Origin of the sequence: Ramlibacter sp., from assembly GCF_028291745.1 — a bacterium.
Classification (GTDB): domain Bacteria; phylum Pseudomonadota; class Gammaproteobacteria; order Burkholderiales; family Burkholderiaceae_C; genus Ramlibacter.
The window spans coordinates 19,307-37,573 of sequence record NZ_JAQGNQ010000101.1 but is presented as its reverse complement, the minus strand read 5'-3'; the positions used below and the strand labels follow the sequence as shown (position 1 = coordinate 37,573).

Below are 18,267 nucleotides of genomic sequence, written 5' to 3'. Positions count from 1 at the left end.
CCATGAACGTGCTGTTCGCGTTCTATGGCGATCTCGCGAGCAACAGTGCGGTCCCGCTGGGGCTGCACTCGCGCGAGCTCACGGCCGCGGGGCACCGGTGCGCAGTGGCCGTGGCGCAGCACGGCCAGCAGCCCGAAGCGGCCCCGTTTCATGGCCGCGTTGTCTCGCACCAGGAGGCGCTGGACGCGCCGCAGCAACTCTTCCCCGACGGCCGCCCCGCGGACGTCGTGCACGCCTGGACCCCGCGCGAGAACGTGCGCCGCTTCGTCACTGCCTGGCTCGCACGCCATCCCGCGCCGCTCGTGATGTACCTGGAAGACAACGAGGGCTGGATCGCACAGCAGGTGCTTGGCGTGAGCGACACCGAGGCGCTGCTGCCGCTGCACGACGACGAGATCGCCGCGCGCCTGCCCGCAGCGCTGTCGCATCCCTTGCGCTTCCACGACTTCATCGGCCTGGCCGACGCTGCGGTGGTGCTGCAGGACAAGCTCGCGGTCGACGTGCCGCCCTGGGTGCCGTGCCATACGGTGCTGCCGGGCGTCGACCTGCAGGCGTTCGCGCCGCACCCCGCATCCCCGGCCCTGCGCCGGCAGTACGGCGTGGGCGCGCGTGAGCGCGTGATCGTCTATCCCGGTGGCCTGAACGACCATACGCGCGCCGGCATCGAGACGCTCTGCCGCGCGGTGGGCCTGCTCAATGCGCAGGGCCAGCGCTGCCGGCTGCTGCGCAGCGGGCCGTTCCCGCTGGACTTCCTCCCCGACCTGCCGCCCGAGGCGCGCGAGGCCGTGTCCGACCTGGGCGTGCTGCCCCGTGCCGATTTGCCCGACCTGCTGGCCCTGGCCGACGTGCTGGTGCAACCCGGCAAGCTCGATCCCTTCGAAGACCTGCGGCTGCCGGGCAAGCTCCCCGAGTTTCTGGCCATGGGCAAGCCGGTGGTGCTGCCCGATGCCAACGTCGCCCACCTGCTGGCCGACGGCGAGAACGTGCTGCTGACGCACACGGGCACGGCCGAGGAAATCGCGCGCAAATGCAGCCAGGTCTTCGCCGATCCGGCGCTCGCACGCAGGCTGGGTGAGGGCGCCCGCCGCTTCGCGCAATCGGCCTTCGATCCGCAGGCGCAAGCCGCCAAGCTGCTGGCCGTGTACGAGCAAGCGGTGCGCGGCTTCGACCCGCAGGCCGCGCAACGCCTCTGGGGATCCGCCACGCAGGAGACCCCACCGGCATCCTTGCTGGCGCAACGATTGGGGCAGCTCGCCGCCGCACCGGCGTTGCCGTTGGCGATGGATGCGCGCGCCCTGCTGCAGGCGCACCAGCAGCTCTGCGCACAGGCCCAGCGTCGTCTCGAGGCGCTGCAATCCGGCGCCACTGCCCGCGAGCTGCGGGCCGTGCGCGAACGCAACGAGGAACTCGAACGCGAGGCGCAGTCGCTGCACGCCACGCTGCGCGAACGCGACGCGGCCGTGCTGCGGCTGGAGCACGTCGCCGAGCAGTACGCGCAGGCGCTTGGCCGTGTCGACGAAAGCGTCGCCAGCGGCACTCCCCGCCTGCTGCGGGTTGCGTCGGTCCGCGCCCGGCAGGCCATGGGCATGGCCAGGCGCGTGCAGACCCTGGTGCGGCAAAAGGGGGGCGCCCGGGGCTTTGCCGCCGCAGCCTGGCGCATTGCGGCCAACGAAGGCTGGGGCGGCGTGCGCCGCCGCACTGCCTGGCTCTATGCGCCCCATCGCACGGCCACGGCCCGCCTCGACCCCGAGACGCCGCCCGACCGCAACGACTACCAGGAGTGGGTGCGGCGCTACGACCAGCCGACGCCCGAGAGCCGCGCCCGCCTGCGGGCACAGGCCGCGGCGCTGCCCGTGCGGCCCCTCATCTCCATCGTGATGCCGACGTACAACTCGCAGCCGGGCTGGCTGCGGGAGGCGATCGCCTCGGTGCGGGCGCAGGTGTACGAGCACTGGGAGCTGTGCATCGCCGACGATGCCTCGACCCGGCCCGAAGTGCGCGAGATCCTGCAGCGCGAAGCAGCGGCCGACCCGCGAATCAAGCTGCGCCTGCTGGAGCGCAACGGCCACATCTCGGTGGCCTCGAATGCGGCACTGGAGATCGCCAGCGGCGAATGGATCGCGCTGCTCGACCACGACGACCTGCTGGCGGAAGGCACCCTGTTCTGGGTGGCCGATGCCATCGCCCGAAACCCGCGTGCGCGGCTGATCTACTCCGACGAGGACAAGGTCAGCGCCGAGGGCCAGCGCGTCACGCCCTACTTCAAGTGCGACTGGAACCTCGACCTGTTCTACACGCACAACCTGGTCACGCACCTGGGCGTGTACCACGCGGACCTGGTGCGGCAGGTGGGCGGCTTCACGGTCGGACTCGAAGGCGCGCAGGACTACGACCTGGCGTTGCGCTGCGTCGAGCACATCGCGCCCGACCAGGTGCACCACATTCCGCGCATCCTGTACCACTGGCGCATGCACGGCGAGAGCACGGCGCAGTCGCCCGCGGCCAAGCCCTATGCCGCTGCGGCCGGCTTGCGCGCGCTGCAGCAGCACCTGCAACGGCGCGGGGTGGACGCCACCGTGAGCCAGCTGCCATCCGGCTTGCGCGTGCAGTACGCCCTGCCGGCGCAGCCGCCGCTGGTGAGCCTGGTGATCCCGACCCGCAACGGCGTGCGCCTGCTGCGGCGGTGCGTCGAGAGCATCCTGCGCAAGACGGCCTACGCGCACTACGAGATCATCGTGGTGGACAACGGCTCCGACGATCCGGCCACCCTGAAGTACCTGGAAAAGTTGCGCTCGCAAGCCAAGGTGCGCGTGCTGCGCGACGACCGTCCGTTCAACTATTCGGCCTTGAACAATGCGGCCGTGCAGCTGGCCGGCGGCGAGCTGGTGGGCCTGTTGAACAACGACCTGGAAGTGATCTCGCCCGACTGGCTGTCCGAGATGGTGGCGCTGGCAGTGCAACCCGATGTGGGTGTCGTGGGCGCGCGCCTGCTCTATCCCAACGGCACGCTGCAGCATGCGGGCGTGGTGCTGGGCGTGGGCGGCATTGCCGGCCACGCGCACAAGAACCTGCCGCGCAAGGCCTATGGCTACTTCGGGCGGGCGTGCTCGCTGCAATCCTTTTCGGCGGTGACTGCCGCCTGCCTGGTGGTGCGCAAGGCCATCTACCAGCAGGTCGGCGGGCTCGACGAAGAGCAACTGGCCGTTGCCTTCAACGACGTCGACTTCTGCCTGCGCGTGCGCGCCGCCGGCTTGCGCAACGTGTGGACGCCGTTCGCGGAGCTGTATCACCACGAGTCGGCCACGCGCGGCCTGGACGACACGCCGCAAAAGCAGGCCCGCTTCGCCCACGAGGTGCAGACGATGAACGAGCGCTGGGGCGAGCAGCTGCGGAACGACCCGGCCTACAGCCCGAACCTCACGCTCTCGTTCGAGGACTTCAGCTTCGCCTGGCCCCCGCGGCTGCCGCCGGCGCTCACTACATCCGTGGCTGCAGCCAGCGAGCCGCCCGCGCAGATGGCGCCGCAGAACGGGTGAGGCCATGAGCGAACGGCTGTCCCCGCGTCGCCTGCGGGTCTCGCTCCCCTGGGCGCTTGCCTTCCTGCTGGCCTCGCTTTGCGCGCTGGTTCCCTTCTTGCCCGGCATGCCGGGCGAGGGCCTGGACCTGTCCTGGGAACTGGCCATGAACCAGGCGGTAGCACAGGGCCTGGTGTTCGGTCGCGACCTGGTCTTCACCTTCGGCCCCTATGCGGCCGTGTACTCGCACATGTTCCATCCGGCCACCGATGCGCGGATGGTGTGGGCCTCGGTCGTGCTTGCCGTCGCACTGGCCGCAGTGCTGTCGCTGCTGCTGCGCAGAGGCTGGCGCGCGCGGGTGGCACTGCTGCTGATCCTGTCCGGCCTGATGTATTCGCGGGACGCGCTGTACATGTTCTACATGGTCGCGGCGGGCGCCTTGTGCGAGCAGCTGGGTCGCAGCGACGAGGGCGCTGCACCGGAAGGCCAGGGCGCCATCGCCGTCACGTTGTTCCTGCTGTTCGCGCCGCTGGGACTGCTGCCGCTGGTCAAGGGGTCGATGCTGGCGCCCGCCGCCTTGATCGCTGCGCTGGCCTGCGCGCTGTGCGGCGTGCGTCGTCAATGGTGGGCGGCGCTGGCCGTCGTGCTCGGGCCGGTGGTGGGCGGGGCGATCGCCTGGCACCTGGCCGCCCAGCCCTGGAGCGGCTTGCGCGATTACCTGGCCGCGATGCTGCCGATCGTGGCCGGCTACACCGAGGCCATGAGTTCCACCGGCAAGCCCGTGGAGATCCTCCTGTTCCTGCTCGCCGCCGGTGCGATGGTGTGGACCCTGGCCCGGCGCGACGCCCCCCGCGCCGAACGCGCACTCCTGCTGCTGATGTTCGCGGCCGGCCTGTTCCTCGCATTCAAGTCCGGCTTCGTGCGGCACGATGCGCATGCCGGCATGGCCGGCCTGTTCCTGCTGCTGGCGTGCTGCATCCTGCCCTGGCCCGTGCACCGCGTCGGCAACACCGTGACCCTCGCGCTGGTGCTGCTGGCCTCGGGTGAGATCGACCACCGTTACTTCGACACCACCCCCGCCCGCTTTGCGGCGCAGGCGTGGCGCACCTACGCTGAGGCCTGGCAGGGCCTGCACCGGCGCATGACCGCCCCCGACAGCCTGGCCGCCGACTACCAGGCCACGCTGCAGCGCCTGGCCGCGCGCTCCGCCTTCGGCCGGCTGGCGGGCAGCACCGACGTCTATTCGCACCAGCAGATCGAAGTGATCGCCCCCGGCAACCAGTGGAGCCCGCGGCCGGTGCTCCAGAGCTATTCGGCCTACACGCCCGACCTGGCCGAACGCGATCGCCAGCACCTGGCAGGCCCGCGGGCGCCCGACCAGGTGGTATTCCGGGTGGAGGCCATCGACGGCCGCCTGCCGCCCCTGGAAGACGGCCCGAGCTGGCCCGAGCTGCTGGCGCGCTACGAGCCCGCGGACCTGAAGGGCGACGCCCTGCTGCTGCGCAAGCGCGCGGCGCCGCGCACGCTGGCCGACTGCGGCACGCAGCGTTTGCGGCATGCGCTGGGCGAGACCGTGAACCTGCCTGCCGGGGATTGCGCCGCTTTCGTGCGCTTCGACCTGCGTCCAAGCACGCTTGGCGCCGTTTCGGGCCTCTTCTACAAGCCTTCCCAGCTGGACGTGCAGCTGCAAATGGCGGACGGCACGCGACGCAAATATCGGCTGATTGCCGGCATGGCGCGCGCGGGCCTGCTGCTGTCCCCGCTGGTGGAGAACGCAGCCGACTTCGGATTACTCTATGCCGGTCCGGAGCAACTGAATTACAAGGGCGTGCGGTCGCTGGCCGTCACCGCGCGCAACCCGTCGATGTGGAACGCCAGCTACACCATCGAATTTCGCGGGCTGCGGCTGCCGCCCGATCCGACCGCGCTGCGCCTGTACGCGCAGCAGGAACCCGCGCGCGCGGCCGCCGAGGGCGTGGTGCAGCCGGCCCCCGGCTGCATGGCCAGCATGGACATCCTCAATGGCGTGGGCGCCGACCAGCCCTTCTCCGCCGGCCGCATGATCATGGCGCACGGCTGGCTGGCGACGGCGCAGGGCCAGTCGCCGGCTCAGGTCTTCCTCGTGCTGACCGATGCGGCGGGCCGGCACTTCCTGATCCCGGCGCAGCGCACGCAACGCCCCGATGTCGCCGGGCATTTCGGCAATCCGGCGCTGGCAGGCTCGGGCTTCGAGGCCAGCGGCAGCGTGGCGGCCCTGCGCGGCGCCTTCCACCTCACCCTCGGCTACGAGGACCAGGGGCACATCAAGACCTGCCCGCGCATCGACGTGCCCGGCGTGCTGAGCGGAGCGCAGTGATGCAAGGCAAGGTGATCCTCACGGGCGCGGCCGGCCTGGTCGGCCAGAACCTCACGATCCTGCTGCGCGAGCTGGGTTACCGCGAGCTGGTGGCCATCGACAAGCAGAAGAACAACCTCGCACTGCTGGCACGGCTGCATCCGGACGTGCGCACGGTGCTGGCGGACCTGGCGGAAGCGGGCGACTGGCAGCAGGAGTTCGCGGGTGCCAGCGCGGTCGTGATGCTGCATGCGCAGATCGGCGGCCTCGAGCCGCAGGCCTTCGTGCGCAACAACGTGACGGCCACGCAGCGCGTGCTCGATGCGGTGCAGCGGTACGGCGTGCCGTGGGTCGTGCACGTCAGTTCCTCGGTGGTGAATTCGCTGGCCGACGACGACTACACGCGCACCAAGCGCCAGCAGGAGGCGGACTTCGTCGCCAGTGGCGTGGCCGGCTGCATCCTGCGGCCCACGCTGATGTACGGCTGGTTCGACCCCAAGCACTTCGGCTGGCTGGCGCGCTTCATGGAGCGCGTGCCCGTGTTCCCCATCCCGGGCCACGGCCGCTACATGCGCCAGCCGCTGTACAACCGCGACTTCTGCCGCGCGATCGAATGGTGCCTGCGCGAGCGCCCGCGCGGCGCGGTGTACGACCTGGTGGGCCAGGACCGCATCGACTACGTCGACATCATCCGCACCATCCGCCACGTGAAGGGCCTGCGCACGCCGATCGTGCACCTGCCGCGGCCGGTGTTCGCGGCGCTGCTGCGCGCCTACGGTCTGTTCACCCGCCAGCCGCCCTTCACCGCGGCGCAGCTGAAGGCCTTGACCGCGGGCGACGACTTCCGCGGGGTTGACATGCGCAGCACCTTCGGCTTCGAGCCGACGCCGGTGGCGGCGGGCCTGCGCGAGACCTTCACCGATCCCGTGTACGCGCAGTACGCGGTGGAGCGGACATGAGCAGCCCGCGCAAAGTCGCCGTGATCGGCGCCGGGCCCATGGGCCTGGCGGTCGCCTACGAGCTGGCGCGCTCCGGCGACAGCGTCACCGTGTTCGAGCGCGATGCGCGCATCGGCGGCATGACGGCGGCCGTCGATTTCGGCGGCGTGCAGATCGAGCGCTACTACCATTTCGTGTGCGGCCCGGACGAGACCACCTTTGCCTGGCTGCGCGACTTCGGCCTGGCGGACCGGCTGAAGTGGGTCGACACCCACATGGGCTTCTACTTTCGCGGCCAGCTGTACGACTGGGGCCACCCACTCGCGCTGCTGCGTTTCCCCGGCCTGAACCTGGTCGAGAAGGCGCGCTACGCGCTGCACGTCATGCGCGCCAAGGGCGTGCGCGACTGGCGCCCCTACGACGCCTTTTCCGCCACCGAATGGCTGCAGCGCTCGATCGGCCAGCACGCCTACGATGTGATGTGGAAGCCGCTCTTTCACTACAAGTTCTACGAACACCAGGACAGCCTCTCGGCGGCCTGGCTGGGCACGCGCATCCAGCGGGTGGCGCGCTCGCGCAAGAGCATTTTCCAGGAGCGCCTGGGCTACCTCGAGGGCGGCTCCGAGGTCCTGATCGCCGCAGTGGCCCGGCGCATCGGCGAACTCGGTGGCCGCATCGCACTGGCTGCAGCGGTGCAGGAGATCGTCTCGACTCCGGATGCGCAGGGCCGGGAGCGCGTCAGCGGCGTGCGCGTGGCCGGCGAGCTGCAGCCCTTCGACCAGGTGGTCTCCACCATTCCGCTGCCTTACGTCGCGCGGCTGGTGCCGGCCCTGCCCGCGCGCGAGCGGCAGCAGATCGAGGCGATCCGCAACGTCGGTGTCGTCTGCGTGCTGCTGAAACTGAAGCGCCCGTTCACGCGCAACTTCTGGACCAACATCAACGACCCCCGCATCGAGATCCCGGGCCTGATCGAGTACAGCAACCTCAATCCGCTGGGCGCGACCATCGTCTACGCGCCCTTCTACATGCCGCAGGGTCATCCCAAGTACCAGCGTCCCTTCCCCGAGTTCGTGCAGGAGACCATCGCCGCGATGCAGGTGATGCGCCCCGACTGGGATCCCTCCGAGGTGGTGGACAGCATGGCTTCCCGCTACGAGTTCGCGCAGACGGTCTGCTCGCCCGGCTTCCACGAGGCGCTGCCGCCGATGCGCAGCGCGCTGCCTGGCCTGTTCCTGGCCGACACTTCGCACTACTACCCGGAGGACCGGTCGATCAACGAAAGCATGCGCCTCGGCCAGCAACTCGCCGGCCTGGCGCGCGCTGCGCGGACACTGCAGGAATGATGGCCATGCCCGGTGCCCAGTTCTTTCGTTTCCTGCTGGCTGGCGGGGTCGCGGCCGCGGCCAACTACGGCTCGCGCTTCGTCTTCAGTGCCTGGCTGCCTTATCCGGCGGCCATCGCCTGCGCTTATGCAGTGGGCATGATCGTGGCGTTCGCGCTGATGCGGCGCTATGTGTTCTTCGCCGGCGGCCAGCCGATGGCGCCGCAAATCGCGCGCTTCCTGGCCGTGAATGCCCTGGCGCTGCTGCAAACCTTGCTGGTCAGCCTGCTGCTCGCGCGTTGGCTGCTCTCGCTCGTGGATGCAGATCGCGCCGAAGCCCTGGCCCACCTCGCGGGCGTGGCCGTGCCCGTCTTCACCAGTTTCCTTGGCCACCGCCACGCCACCTTCCGTTCCTGAAATGACCGCTGCCGCCCCGCCCCGCAACCAGCCGCTCGCCGCCACCGGCGCGCCGCGCGGCGCCCGCCTGGCGCTGTGGCTGCTGCTGGTGGTTGGCGTCTACCTGGCCATCGCATGGGCGGTCGGCGGGCAGGACACGCTGGCCTCGGCCCGCCGCATCGGCGCGCGCTGGATGCTGCTGGGTGCGGCGCTCACCACCCTCAACTTCGCGCTGCGGGCCTTGCGCTGGCACTTCGTGCTGCGCGCCACCGGGGCGGTGGTGCCAGCACTGGCCGGCAGTGCGATCTACCTGGCCGGCATCGGCCTGAGCCTCACGCCGGGCAAGCTCGGCGAGACGGTGCGCAGCGCGTTCCTGGTCCGGCACGGCGTGGCGGTGGGCACCAGCCTCGCGGCCTTCGTGGTCGACCGGATCTCGGACGTGCATGCCGTGGTGCTTATCGCGCTGTTCGCCACGGCGGGCTACCTCGGCTGGCGCGACCCGGCGGTCCTGCGCTGGGGTTGGCTGCTGCTGGCCGTGGCGCTTGCTCCCATTGCACTGAGCCTGCTGGCGCGCAGCCCGTTGTGGCCGCGCCTGATCGCCCTGCTCGCGCGGCGGCAGCGACTGCAGCGCGTGGCCGACTGGTTGTCCCGGGCCGGCGGCGACTTCCCGCGGCTGTGGCGTCCGGCGATCGCACTGCCCTCGATCGTGCTGTCGCTGCTGGCCTACGGCCTGCAGGCCGCGACCTTTGCCGGCATGGTGGCCCAGGTGGCGCCCGGCCTCAGCCCCTGGGTCGCCGCTTCGATCTTCGCCTCGGCGACGCTGGCCGGTGCAGCGAGCTTCATTCCCGGCGGGATCGGCGCGATGGAGATCGCGCTGGTCGTGATGCTGGGCAGCCATGACGTGCCAACGGCCAGTGCCCTGGCCGCGGCATTGTGCTTGCGCGCCGTCACCTTCTGGTTCGGCCTGCTGCTGGGCGCGGGTGGCCTGGCCGTGGCCGGAAGGGTGCGTCATGGATAGGGCGCAGGGACTCGCACCGGCCGACCTGGCACTGCGCACCACGCCGCTCTGCGTCGACCTGGACGGCACGCTCGTGTGCGGCGATACGCTGGTCGAAGGCGCGATTGCGCTGCTCAAGCGCGCGCCCTGGCTGCTGCTGGCGACGCTGTGGTGGCTGCTCGGAGGCAAGGCGCGGCTGAAGCGCGAGATCGCCGCGCGCCAGCCGCTCGATGCGGCCCGGCTGCCGTATCGGCAGGACTTCCTCGCGTGGCTGCGGGTGCAGGCCGGCCACCGACCGCTGTACCTCGCCACTGCGGCGCACCGCTCGATCGCCGACGCGGTGGCGGCGCACCTGGGCCTGTTCGCCGGCGTGTTCGCCACCGGCGACGTGAATCTTTCGGCCAGGGCGAAGGCGCGGGCGCTGAGCGCCGCCTTCGGGGAGCACGGCTTCGACTATGCGGGCAACGACCATGCCGACCTGCCGGTCTGGAGCGCGAGCGGCGGCATCGTGGTGGTCGGCGCCAGCGCGCGAGTGGCGCGCGCGGCTGCACGGCTGGCGCCCGTGCTGGCGCAGTTCGATCCGGCCCCGACGCCCTGGCAGCGCCTGTTGCTGTGGCTCCGGGCGCTGCGCCTGTACCAGTGGGTCAAGAATCTGCTGGTCTTCGTGGCGCCGCTGGCAGCGCACACGCTCGACGACCCGGATTCGCTGCTGCGCACGCTGGGCGCGCTGGTGAGTTTCGGCCTCGCCGCCTCGGCGGTCTACGTGTTCAACGACGTCGTCGACCTCGACGCCGACCGGGCGCATCCGCGCAAGCGCCTGCGCGCGTTTGCGGCCGGCCGGCTGCCCGTGACCCAGGCCCTGCTGGCCTCGCCGCTGCTGATGGCGGCCGGGCTTGCTCTGGCGCTCTCGCTGGGCCAGGGCTTCGCCCTGGTGCTGCTGTCGTACGCGGCGCTGACGACCCTCTATTCGCTGTGGCTGAAGCAGAAGCTCTTTCTCGACGTGGTGGCGCTGGCCGGCCTGTATTCGGTGCGGGTGGTCGGCGGGGCCGTGGCCTCGTCGCTGCCCCTGTCCTCCTGGCTGCTGTCGCTGTGCGCCTATGGCTTCCTCTCGCTCGCGCTGGTCAAGCGCTTCGCCGAACTGAGCGCGATGCGGCAGGAGCAGCGCACCGCGCTGTCCGGCCGCGCCTACCGGGTCGAGGACATGCCGGTCGTGATGGCGCTGGGCTGCGGCGCCGGCCTGCTGGCGTCGCTGGTGATGGCGCTCTATGTGGACAGCGAGGCGGGGCGCATGCGCTATGCCCATCCCGAATTCCTGTGGGGCCTGTCACCGCTGATCATCGTCGGCCTCGGCCGCCTGTGGCTCGTCGCCGGCCGCGGCGCGATGCACGACGACCCCATCGTGTTCGTGGCGCGCGATCGCGCATCGCTGTTGCTGGTGGCGATGGCGGCGATCCTCGCATGGGCGGCGCTGTGACCGCGCACACGCCGGTGCGTTCCTGGGGCTTGCCGGGTCCCTTTGCGCATCGCGTGCTGCAGCCCGCTTCGCTGGCCGAAGTGCGCTTGCCGGCGGACGACAGCTGGCTCGCGCATGGCCTCGGGCGCAGCTATGGCGACGTCGCCCTGAACGCGGGCCATACGCTGGTGTGCACGCGCTGGCTGGATCGCTACCTTGCTTTCGACGCCGCCACCGGCGTGCTCGAATGCGAGGCCGGCCTGCCGCTCGCGCGCCTCGTCGAAGACCTGCTGCCGCGCGGCTGGTTTCCGGCCGTCGTTCCCGGGACGCTGCAGGTGACTGTCGGTGGCGCGGTTGCCAACGACGTGCATGGCAAGAACCATCACGCCATGGGAAGCTTCGGCGATCACGTGCTGGGACTCACGCTCAAGCGCAGCGATGGCAGCGCGCTCGAATGTTCCCCCGACGAGAACCCGCAGTGGTTCGAGGCGACCGTCGGCGGCCTCGGCCTCACCGGATTGATCACGCGCGTGCGGCTGCAACTGCGCCCGGTGGCGAGCGGCTGGATGCGCGTGGCCGTGCAGCGCTTTCGCGGCCTCGATGCCTTCTTCGCGCTCAACGCGCAGGCGGAAGCGAAGCACGAATACGCCGTCGCCTGGATCGATTGCCTTTCCGGTGCCGATGCCTTGCGTGGCGTGCTGCTGGCGGGCGACCACGCCGATGCGGCACCCGACGCGGCGCCGCGCTTCCCGCCGCCGCCGCGTCGCGCGGGCGTGCCACTGACACCGCCGTTCTCGCTGGTCAATCCGCTCAGCCTGCGCGCCTTCAACAGCGCCTACTTCCACCGGGCGCCGGACCGTGCCGAGCTGCTGCAGTCCGTGTGGGACTACTTCTGGCCGCTCGACCGGCTCGCCAACTGGAACCGCATCTACGGGCCGCGCGGGCTGTTGCAGTACCAGTGCGTGCTGCCGCCGCAGTCCGCCGAGACGGGCGTGCGCGAGCTGCTGCGGCTGCTGCGCGCGGCGGGCTCCGGCTCCTTCCTCGCGGTGCTCAAGACCTTTGGCGCGCGCCCGCCCCGCGGCCTGCTGTCCTTCGCCCGCGCCGGCCTGACGCTGGCCCTCGATTTCCCCGACACGCCACGCGTGCGCTCGCTGTTCACGCAACTCGATGCCTGCGTGGCGGCAGCCGGCGGCGCGCTCTATCCGGCCAAGGATGCGGTCGGCTCGCCAGCGTTGTTTCGCTCGGCCTATCCGCGCTGGGGCGAGTTCCAGCGCTGGCGCGACGCCGGGGTGTCCTCGGGCTTTGCCCGCCGCATGGAAGCTGCATGAAGATCCTGATCTACGGCGCGAGCTCGCGCATCGCCCACGAATGTGCCCGCCTGTGGGCACGCGATGGCCATGCCCTGGTGCTGTGCGGCCGCAGCGCCGACCGACTCGAACCGGTGGCCGCCGACCTGCGCGTGCTGGCGGATGCGCCCGAGCGGGTGCGCACCGTGGTGCTGGACCTCGCCGACGACCTCGCCGCGCGCCAGACCATCGCCGACGAGGACGCGCGCGCCGGTGGCTTCGACCTGCTGCTGGTGGCGCACGGCTGGCTGCCGGACCAGGCGGCGGCGCAGCGCGATCCCGCGGTGCTGCGCGCGGCTATCGAGATCAATGCGCTGTCGGTGGCGCAGCTGTGCGAGGCGGCGGCGGCCCTGTTCGAGGCGCGCCAGCGCGGCACGATCGCGGTGATCGGCTCGGTGGCGGGCGATCGCGGGCGCCAGTCCAACTACGTGTACGGCGCCAGCAAGGGCTTCGTCGAACGCTATTGCCAGGGGCTGCGCAACCGGCTGCATGCGGCCGGCGTGGCCGTGGTGCTGCTCAAGCCCGGCCCGACGGACACCCCGATGGCGCGGCAGCTGGCGCGCCCGGGTCGGCTGGCCGATCCGCGCGACGTGGCGCGCGCGATCGTGCGCGCCATCGCGCGCCGGCAGAGCGTCGTCTATACCCCGGGCATCTGGCGCTGGATCATGACCGTGATCCGCTGGATCCCCGAAAGCGCGTTCGTGCGCCTGAAACTGTGAGAAATGCCTGAACTGGTGCGCCTTCCGATCGTCCATGTCCTGCTCGCCACCTACAACGGCGAGCGCTTCCTTTCCCGGCAGTGGCACAGCATCGCCGCGCAGCAAGGCGTGCGCGTGGTGCTGCACGTCGGCGATGACGGCTCGACCGATCGCACGCTGGAGATCCTGCGCGCGCTGGCCGCCGAAGCCACCGGTGCGATCGCGCAAGTGCACTGGCTGCAGGCGCCGCCGCGGCGCTCCGCCGCGCGCAATTTCCTGGTGCTGCTGGCCGATGCGGTGCAGCGCTGCCCGGATGCGGCCTGGTTCGCCTTCTGCGACCAGGACGACGTCTGGCTGCCGGGCAAGCTGCAGGCCGCCGTGGCCGTGCTCGCCCCCTACGAGCACGATGCCCGCCCGGCTCTCTATGGCGGCCGGACCGTCGCCGTCGACGAGGAGGATCGCGAGGCCGGCCTCTCGCCCCTGTTCGAGCGGCCGCCCACCTTTCGCAACGCCATGGCCCAGAGCATCATGGGCGGCAACACGATGGTCCTGAATCGCGCGACTGCGAGGTTGCTGACCGACGGCCCGCTGCCCGAGGTGGTCTCGCACGACTGGTGGACTTACCAGCTGGTGAGCGGCGCCGGCGGCTTCGTGCACTACGACCGGCAAGCTTTCGTGCGCTATCGCCAGCATGGCAACAACGCGGTGGGCAGCAACCTCGGCTGGCGCGCCCGCATGCTGCGACTGCGGCGCCTGTTGCGCGGCGATTACCGCGAATGGAACTGGCTGCATGTGAAAGCGATGGCCGACCGCGCGGCCGCCCTCACCGCCGACAGCCGCGAGGTGCTGCAGGCCTTTGCCCGCGCGCGCGAGGCGCTGCTGCCCTGGCAGCGGGCGGTGTGGCTGCGGCGCAGCGGCGTGTTCCGGCAAAAGCCCGGCGAGCAGCTGATGCTGTGGCTTGCGTGCCTGCTTCGGCGGATGTGATGAGTGCCGTGCCCGGCAGTGATGCCACAATGCCGCGTTCCCTTCCGACCACGATGACTGCATGCTGATCCTGCTGATGTTGGCCGGTTTTGTCTCGCTGCTGGGCTGCGGCGTGCTGCTGCGCGCCGGCCAGGAGGCGTCCCGCCGCTACCTGGCGCTGGCCGCGCCGCAACAGTTCCACGTCGGCCACGTGTCGCGGCTGGGTGGCGCCGCCATGCTGCTGTCGTGCATCGTGGGCTGGCTGTGGATGTCCGTGTCCGAGCCGTATCTGCACATTCCCAACAGCATCGTGTTCCGGCTCGACGCGGCGTTGACCTGGTGCGTGATCGCGCTGCTGGGCGTGGTGTCGGGCGTCGTCGAGGACATGACCCACCAGCTCAAGGCGCGCTGGCGGCTGGTTTCGACCACCCTGGCGGCCTTGCTGGCCGTGATCGTGTTCGGGCTGACGCTGCCGCGGCTGGACCTGCCGGGCATCGACTCGCTCTGGACCATGACGCCCTGGCCGGGCGTCCTGCTGGCGGTGATCGCCGTGTCGGGCCTGCCGCACGCCATCAACATCATCGATGGCTACAACGGCATCGCCGGGCTCGTCTCCCTGATCTGCTGCATGGCGATTGCCTACGTGGCGCTGGCGGTGGGCGATCGCGAGCTCGCTGGCATCGTCGTGGTCCTGGGCGGGGCGACCGCCGGCTTCCTGATGTGGAACTACCCGCGCGGATTGATCTTCGCCGGCGACGGTGGCGCCTACCTGTGGGGCGTGGTGATCTCCATCACCACCCTGCAGCTGGTGCAGCGCCACCCGGAGGTCTCGCCCTGGTTCCCGGTGCTGCTGCTGGCCTATCCGATCTGGGAGACGCTGTTCTCGATCTGGCGCAAGTCCACCCGCGGCCAGTCGCCGGGGCTGGCCGACGGCTTGCACTTCCACCACCTGATCTTCCGGCGCATCGTGCGCCAGGTGTTCCACGACGACGCGGCCCGGCGCATGCTGATGCGCAACAACCGCACCTCGCCTTACCTGTGGGCTTTCACGCTGTTGTCCGCGGCCCCGGCCTGCCTGTTCTGGGCCAGCACGCCAGCGCTGATCGCCTTCACGCTGCTGTTCGTGGTGACCTATCTGTGGGCCTATCACAGCATCGTGCGTTTCCGCATGCAGCGCTGGATCCCGCGCCGCTGAGGTGCCGGGGCCCGGCTTGCGGCACAATTTGCAGGCCTCCACCCCCCCGCCCATGAACGACGTCACCCATATCGCCCCCCGCGACAAGGCCGAGATCCTCGCCCAGGCGCTGCCGTATATCCGCAACTTTCATGGCAAGACCATGGTGATCAAGTACGGGGGCAATGCGATGACCGACCCCGAGCTGCAGGCCGACTTCGCCGAGGACGTCGTGCTGCTCAAGCTGGTGGGCATCAACCCCGTGGTGGTCCACGGCGGCGGGCCGCAGATCGAGCAGGCCCTGAATCGCCTGGGCAAGAAGGGCGAGTTCGTCCAGGGCATGCGCGTGACCGATGCCGAGACCATGGAAGTGGTCGAATGGGTGCTGGCCGGCGAGGTGCAGCAGGACATCGTCGGCTTCATCCACAAGGCGGGTGGCCAGGCGGTCGGCCTCACCGGCCGCGACGGCGGCATGATCCGCGCCCGCAAGCTGAAGATGGTCGACCAGAAGGACCCGTCCAAGGAACACGACGTCGGTCAGGTCGGCGACATCGTGGAGATCAACCCCGGCGTGCTGACCGCGCTGCTGGAAGACGACTTCATCCCCGTGGTCAGCCCGATCGGCTTCGGCGACGAGAACGAGAGCTACAACATCAACGCCGACGTGGTGGCGAGCAAGCTGGCCGAGGTGCTGCGCGCCGAGAAGCTGGTGCTCCTGACCAACACGCCGGGCGTCCTGGACAAGTCCGGCAAGCTGCTGGTCGAGCTCTCCGCCAAGGAGATCGACGCGCTGTTCGCCGACGGCACGATTTCCGGCGGCATGCTGCCCAAGATCAGCGGCGCGCTCCATGCGGCCAAGGCGGGGGTGAATGCGGTGCACATCATCGACGGCCGCGTGCCGCACGCGCTGCTGCTCGAGATCCTCACGGATCAGGCCTACGGCACCATGATCCGGGCCGAATAGAGCATGCGACTCCTCCTGGTCGAAGACGACGTGATGGTGGCCAGCGGCATCAAGCTGGGGCTGGCCAACGCCGGTTATGCGGTCGACTGGGTGGGTAGCGGCGAGCGGGCCGAGGAGGTGCTGCGCAGCGAGCTGTTCGATGCCGCCATCATCGACATCGGCCTGCCCAACATGGACGGCCTGGAGCTCACGCGCCGCCTGCGCCGCCCGGAGATGGCCAGCCAGAACACGCCCGTGCTGATCCTCACCGCGCGCGACGCCTTGCACGATCGCGTGCAGGGGCTGGACCTGGGCGCGGACGACTACATGATCAAGCCCTTCGAGCTGCCCGAGTTGCTGGCGCGCCTGCGCGCGCTGCTGCGCCGATCGCAGGCGGCGACTTCGGCGGTGCTCTCGTTCGGGCCGATCGAGCTCGATACCGCCAACCGGCGCGCCACCGCGCAGCGCAATGGCCAGTCGGTGGCCATCGAGCTGGGCCCGCGCGAATGGACGGTGATGGAGTACCTCCTGATCAACGCCCCCAAGCCGGCCAGCAAGGACAAGCTGCTGCAGGCGCTGACGGGGTGGGACAAGGAGATCACGCCGAACGCGGTGGAGGTCTACATCTCGCGCCTGCGCGGCAAGCTCGAGCCCTATGGCGTGGCACTGCGCTCGATCCGCGGCTTTGGCTACCGGCTGGAGCTGCGCCCGGCCGAGAGCGAGTGAAGCTCTACTTCCAGCCCCCGGGCGCGCGCCGCGCGGGGCCGCGCACGTCCGAGGTGCTGGGCGTCACTTCGGGGCTGCGGCGGCGCCTGCTGATCATGCTGATCGCACCGCTGGTGCTGCTGGCCGTGGCCAACGCCTGGCTGGAATTCCGCTCCGCCGACAACGTGGCCACGCAGCAGGACCAGCGCCTGCTCGCATTGCTGCCCCTGCTGGCCGACTCCGTGATCGGCAGCAACGACGAACAACCGCTGTTGATGCTGGCGCCGCCGGTGGAGGAGTTCCTGAAGGAGCGCCCCGGCTCGGCCGCCTATGCCATCCTGGATCTCGACGGCAAGACGCTGCTGGGCGAGAGCTGGCTGGCCGGCCTGCCACCGCCGAACAGCGAGCCCGAAGTGCACAGCGAGGAGCACGAGGGCGCCACCTGGCGCATCGTGCGCCAGCGCCAGCCGACGGTGCTGGGCGACGTGGTGATCGCGGTGGCCGATGGCTCGGATCCGCGCCAGCAATGGGTGCGTTCCATCGTGCTGCGCGTGCTGCTGCCCAACCTGGTGCTGATCGCCGCCGCCGCCTTCGCCGTGGGCTGGGCGGTGCGGCGGGCGCTGCGGCCGCTGCTCGCCCTGAAGGAGGCCGTGGAGCGGCGCTCGCCGCGCGACCTGAGCGCCATCGACGAAGGCGCCTCGCCCGAGGAGGTGCGGCCGCTGGTCGAATCGCTCAATCGCCTGTTCGGGCTGGTGAACGCGCAGGCCGAGAGCCAGCGCCGCTTCGTCGCCGACGCTGCGCACCAGCTGCGCACGCCCATCGCGGGCCTGCAGGCGCAGGTGGAGGCCTGGGCCCAGGCCGCCAGCGCACGGCCGGTGCAAGACACGCTGGCGCTGCCCACCGACCAGGTCTACCGCCTGCGCTCCGCCACCCGCCGCACCTCGCAGCTGGCCAACCAGTTGCTCGCGCTGTCCCGCGCCGACGCCCGCGCGATGCAATCGCAGCCGCAACTGCGTGTGGACCTCAAGGCGCTGGCCGAAGACACGCTGGAAAGCCACCTCGACGCCGCCACGGCGCGGCACATCGACCTCGGCCTGGATGCCGAGCCGGTGCAGGTGATGGGCCACGAGTGGCTGCTGCGCGAACTGCTGTCGAATCTGGTCGACAACGCCGTGAAGTACAGCCACGAGGGCGGCTGCGTGACCATCCGCTGTGGGCGCCGCGGCAGCCAGGCCTTCCTGGAAGTGGAGGACGACGGCCCCGGTGTCGCGGCCGCCGAGCGCCCGCGCATCCTGGAGCGTTTCTATCGGGTGCAGGGCACGCTGGGTGAAGGCAACGGCCTCGGCCTGGCGATCGCCGAGGAAATCGCGCGGGTGCACCACAGCCACCTGCAATTGCAGGCCGGCGCCGCCGCGCGTGGCTTGAAAGTGACACTCCCGTTCCCTGAGTGACGGTGGCGCGTGGCTGCTGGCCGTCCTCCGGA

At 70.6% G+C, this 18,267-nt stretch carries 14 protein-coding genes; all 14 read left to right on the top strand.

Annotated features, from left to right (window positions below):
* Window positions 1-2: 2 nt before the first annotated feature.
* The 14 genes from JWP60_RS26790 (at window position 3) to JWP60_RS18740 (ending at window position 18,235) form a co-directional block, all read left to right on the top strand.
* Complete coding sequence (locus tag JWP60_RS26790; RefSeq protein ID WP_363320908.1) at window positions 3-3,536, top strand: glycosyltransferase; 3,534 nt, start codon at window positions 3-5, stop codon at window positions 3,534-3,536.
* A 4-nt stretch (window positions 3,537-3,540) separates the two neighbouring features.
* On the top strand, window positions 3,541-5,871 hold the full coding sequence (locus JWP60_RS18800) for a hypothetical protein (protein WP_299794819.1): 2,331 nt from the start codon (window positions 3,541-3,543) through the stop codon (window positions 5,869-5,871).
* A complete protein-coding gene (locus JWP60_RS18795) occupies window positions 5,868-6,809 on the top strand; it encodes an NAD-dependent epimerase/dehydratase family protein (protein ID WP_299794817.1) in 942 nt (313 codons plus the stop codon). The genes JWP60_RS18800 and JWP60_RS18795 overlap by 4 nt, the downstream gene beginning before the upstream one ends.
* A complete protein-coding gene (locus tag JWP60_RS18790; protein ID WP_299794815.1) occupies window positions 6,806-8,131 on the top strand; it encodes an NAD(P)/FAD-dependent oxidoreductase in 1,326 nt (441 codons plus the stop codon). The genes JWP60_RS18795 and JWP60_RS18790 overlap by 4 nt, the downstream gene beginning before the upstream one ends.
* Window positions 8,132-8,136: 5 nt before the next feature.
* Window positions 8,137-8,526: a GtrA family protein gene (locus tag JWP60_RS18785; RefSeq protein ID WP_299794813.1), complete on the top strand. Its 390-nt coding sequence runs from the start codon at window positions 8,137-8,139 to the stop codon at window positions 8,524-8,526.
* A gap of 1 nt (window position 8,527) precedes the next feature.
* Window positions 8,528-9,523 carry a lysylphosphatidylglycerol synthase transmembrane domain-containing protein gene (locus JWP60_RS18780; RefSeq protein ID WP_299794811.1) on the top strand — a complete coding sequence of 332 codons (996 nt, stop codon included), beginning with the start codon at window positions 8,528-8,530 and terminating at the stop codon, window positions 9,521-9,523.
* A complete protein-coding gene (locus JWP60_RS18775) occupies window positions 9,516-10,976 on the top strand; it encodes a UbiA family prenyltransferase (protein ID WP_299794809.1) in 1,461 nt (486 codons plus the stop codon). The genes JWP60_RS18780 and JWP60_RS18775 overlap by 8 nt, the downstream gene beginning before the upstream one ends.
* On the top strand, window positions 10,961-12,283 hold the full coding sequence (locus JWP60_RS18770) for an FAD-binding oxidoreductase (protein ID WP_299794807.1): 1,323 nt from the start codon (window positions 10,961-10,963) through the stop codon (window positions 12,281-12,283). The genes JWP60_RS18775 and JWP60_RS18770 overlap by 16 nt, the downstream gene beginning before the upstream one ends.
* Window positions 12,280-13,020 carry an SDR family NAD(P)-dependent oxidoreductase gene (locus JWP60_RS18765; protein ID WP_299794805.1) on the top strand — a complete coding sequence of 247 codons (741 nt, stop codon included), beginning with the start codon at window positions 12,280-12,282 and terminating at the stop codon, window positions 13,018-13,020. Before JWP60_RS18770 ends, JWP60_RS18765 begins: the two co-directional genes overlap by 4 nt.
* A 3-nt stretch (window positions 13,021-13,023) precedes the next feature.
* Window positions 13,024-13,983: a glycosyltransferase gene (locus JWP60_RS18760; protein ID WP_299794804.1), complete on the top strand. Its 960-nt coding sequence runs from the start codon at window positions 13,024-13,026 to the stop codon at window positions 13,981-13,983.
* A 61-nt stretch (window positions 13,984-14,044) separates the two neighbouring features.
* On the top strand, window positions 14,045-15,157 hold the full coding sequence (locus JWP60_RS18755; RefSeq protein ID WP_299794803.1) for a glycosyltransferase: 1,113 nt from the start codon (window positions 14,045-14,047) through the stop codon (window positions 15,155-15,157).
* 52 nt (window positions 15,158-15,209) lie between these two features.
* Window positions 15,210-16,100 carry an acetylglutamate kinase gene (gene argB / locus JWP60_RS18750; protein WP_299794802.1) on the top strand — a complete coding sequence of 297 codons (891 nt, stop codon included), beginning with the start codon at window positions 15,210-15,212 and terminating at the stop codon, window positions 16,098-16,100.
* A gap of 3 nt (window positions 16,101-16,103) precedes the next feature.
* Window positions 16,104-16,805, top strand: coding sequence for a response regulator transcription factor (locus JWP60_RS18745; protein WP_299794801.1), 702 nt, complete (start codon window positions 16,104-16,106; stop codon window positions 16,803-16,805).
* 95 nt (window positions 16,806-16,900) lie between these two features.
* Window positions 16,901-18,235, top strand: a complete 1,335-nt coding sequence (locus JWP60_RS18740; protein ID WP_299794905.1) for a sensor histidine kinase N-terminal domain-containing protein — start codon at window positions 16,901-16,903, stop codon at window positions 18,233-18,235.
* Window positions 18,236-18,267 lie beyond the last annotated feature (32 nt).

Excerpts from the sequence above, each read along its gene's own strand:
- JWP60_RS26790 (WP_363320908.1), top strand. The coding sequence starts at position 3 with ATGAACGTGCTGTTCGCGTTCTATGGCGATCTCGCGAGCAACAGTGCG.
- JWP60_RS18800 (WP_299794819.1), top strand. The coding sequence starts at position 3,541 with ATGAGCGAACGGCTGTCCCCGCGTCGCCTGCGGGTCTCGCTCCCCTGG.
- JWP60_RS18790 (WP_299794815.1), top strand. The coding sequence starts at position 6,806 with ATGAGCAGCCCGCGCAAAGTCGCCGTGATCGGCGCCGGGCCCATGGGC.
- JWP60_RS18785 (WP_299794813.1), top strand. The coding sequence starts at position 8,137 with ATGCCCGGTGCCCAGTTCTTTCGTTTCCTGCTGGCTGGCGGGGTCGCG.
- JWP60_RS18780 (WP_299794811.1), top strand. The coding sequence starts at position 8,528 with ATGACCGCTGCCGCCCCGCCCCGCAACCAGCCGCTCGCCGCCACCGGC.
- JWP60_RS18775 (WP_299794809.1), top strand. The coding sequence starts at position 9,516 with ATGGATAGGGCGCAGGGACTCGCACCGGCCGACCTGGCACTGCGCACC.
- JWP60_RS18770 (WP_299794807.1), top strand. The coding sequence starts at position 10,961 with ATGGGCGGCGCTGTGACCGCGCACACGCCGGTGCGTTCCTGGGGCTTG.
- JWP60_RS18765 (WP_299794805.1), top strand. The coding sequence starts at position 12,280 with ATGAAGATCCTGATCTACGGCGCGAGCTCGCGCATCGCCCACGAATGT.
- JWP60_RS18760 (WP_299794804.1), top strand. The coding sequence starts at position 13,024 with ATGCCTGAACTGGTGCGCCTTCCGATCGTCCATGTCCTGCTCGCCACC.
- JWP60_RS18755 (WP_299794803.1), top strand. The coding sequence starts at position 14,045 with ATGCTGATCCTGCTGATGTTGGCCGGTTTTGTCTCGCTGCTGGGCTGC.
- argB (WP_299794802.1), top strand. The coding sequence starts at position 15,210 with ATGAACGACGTCACCCATATCGCCCCCCGCGACAAGGCCGAGATCCTC.
- JWP60_RS18745 (WP_299794801.1), top strand. The coding sequence starts at position 16,104 with ATGCGACTCCTCCTGGTCGAAGACGACGTGATGGTGGCCAGCGGCATC.
- JWP60_RS18740 (WP_299794905.1), top strand. The coding sequence starts at position 16,901 with ATGCTGATCGCACCGCTGGTGCTGCTGGCCGTGGCCAACGCCTGGCTG.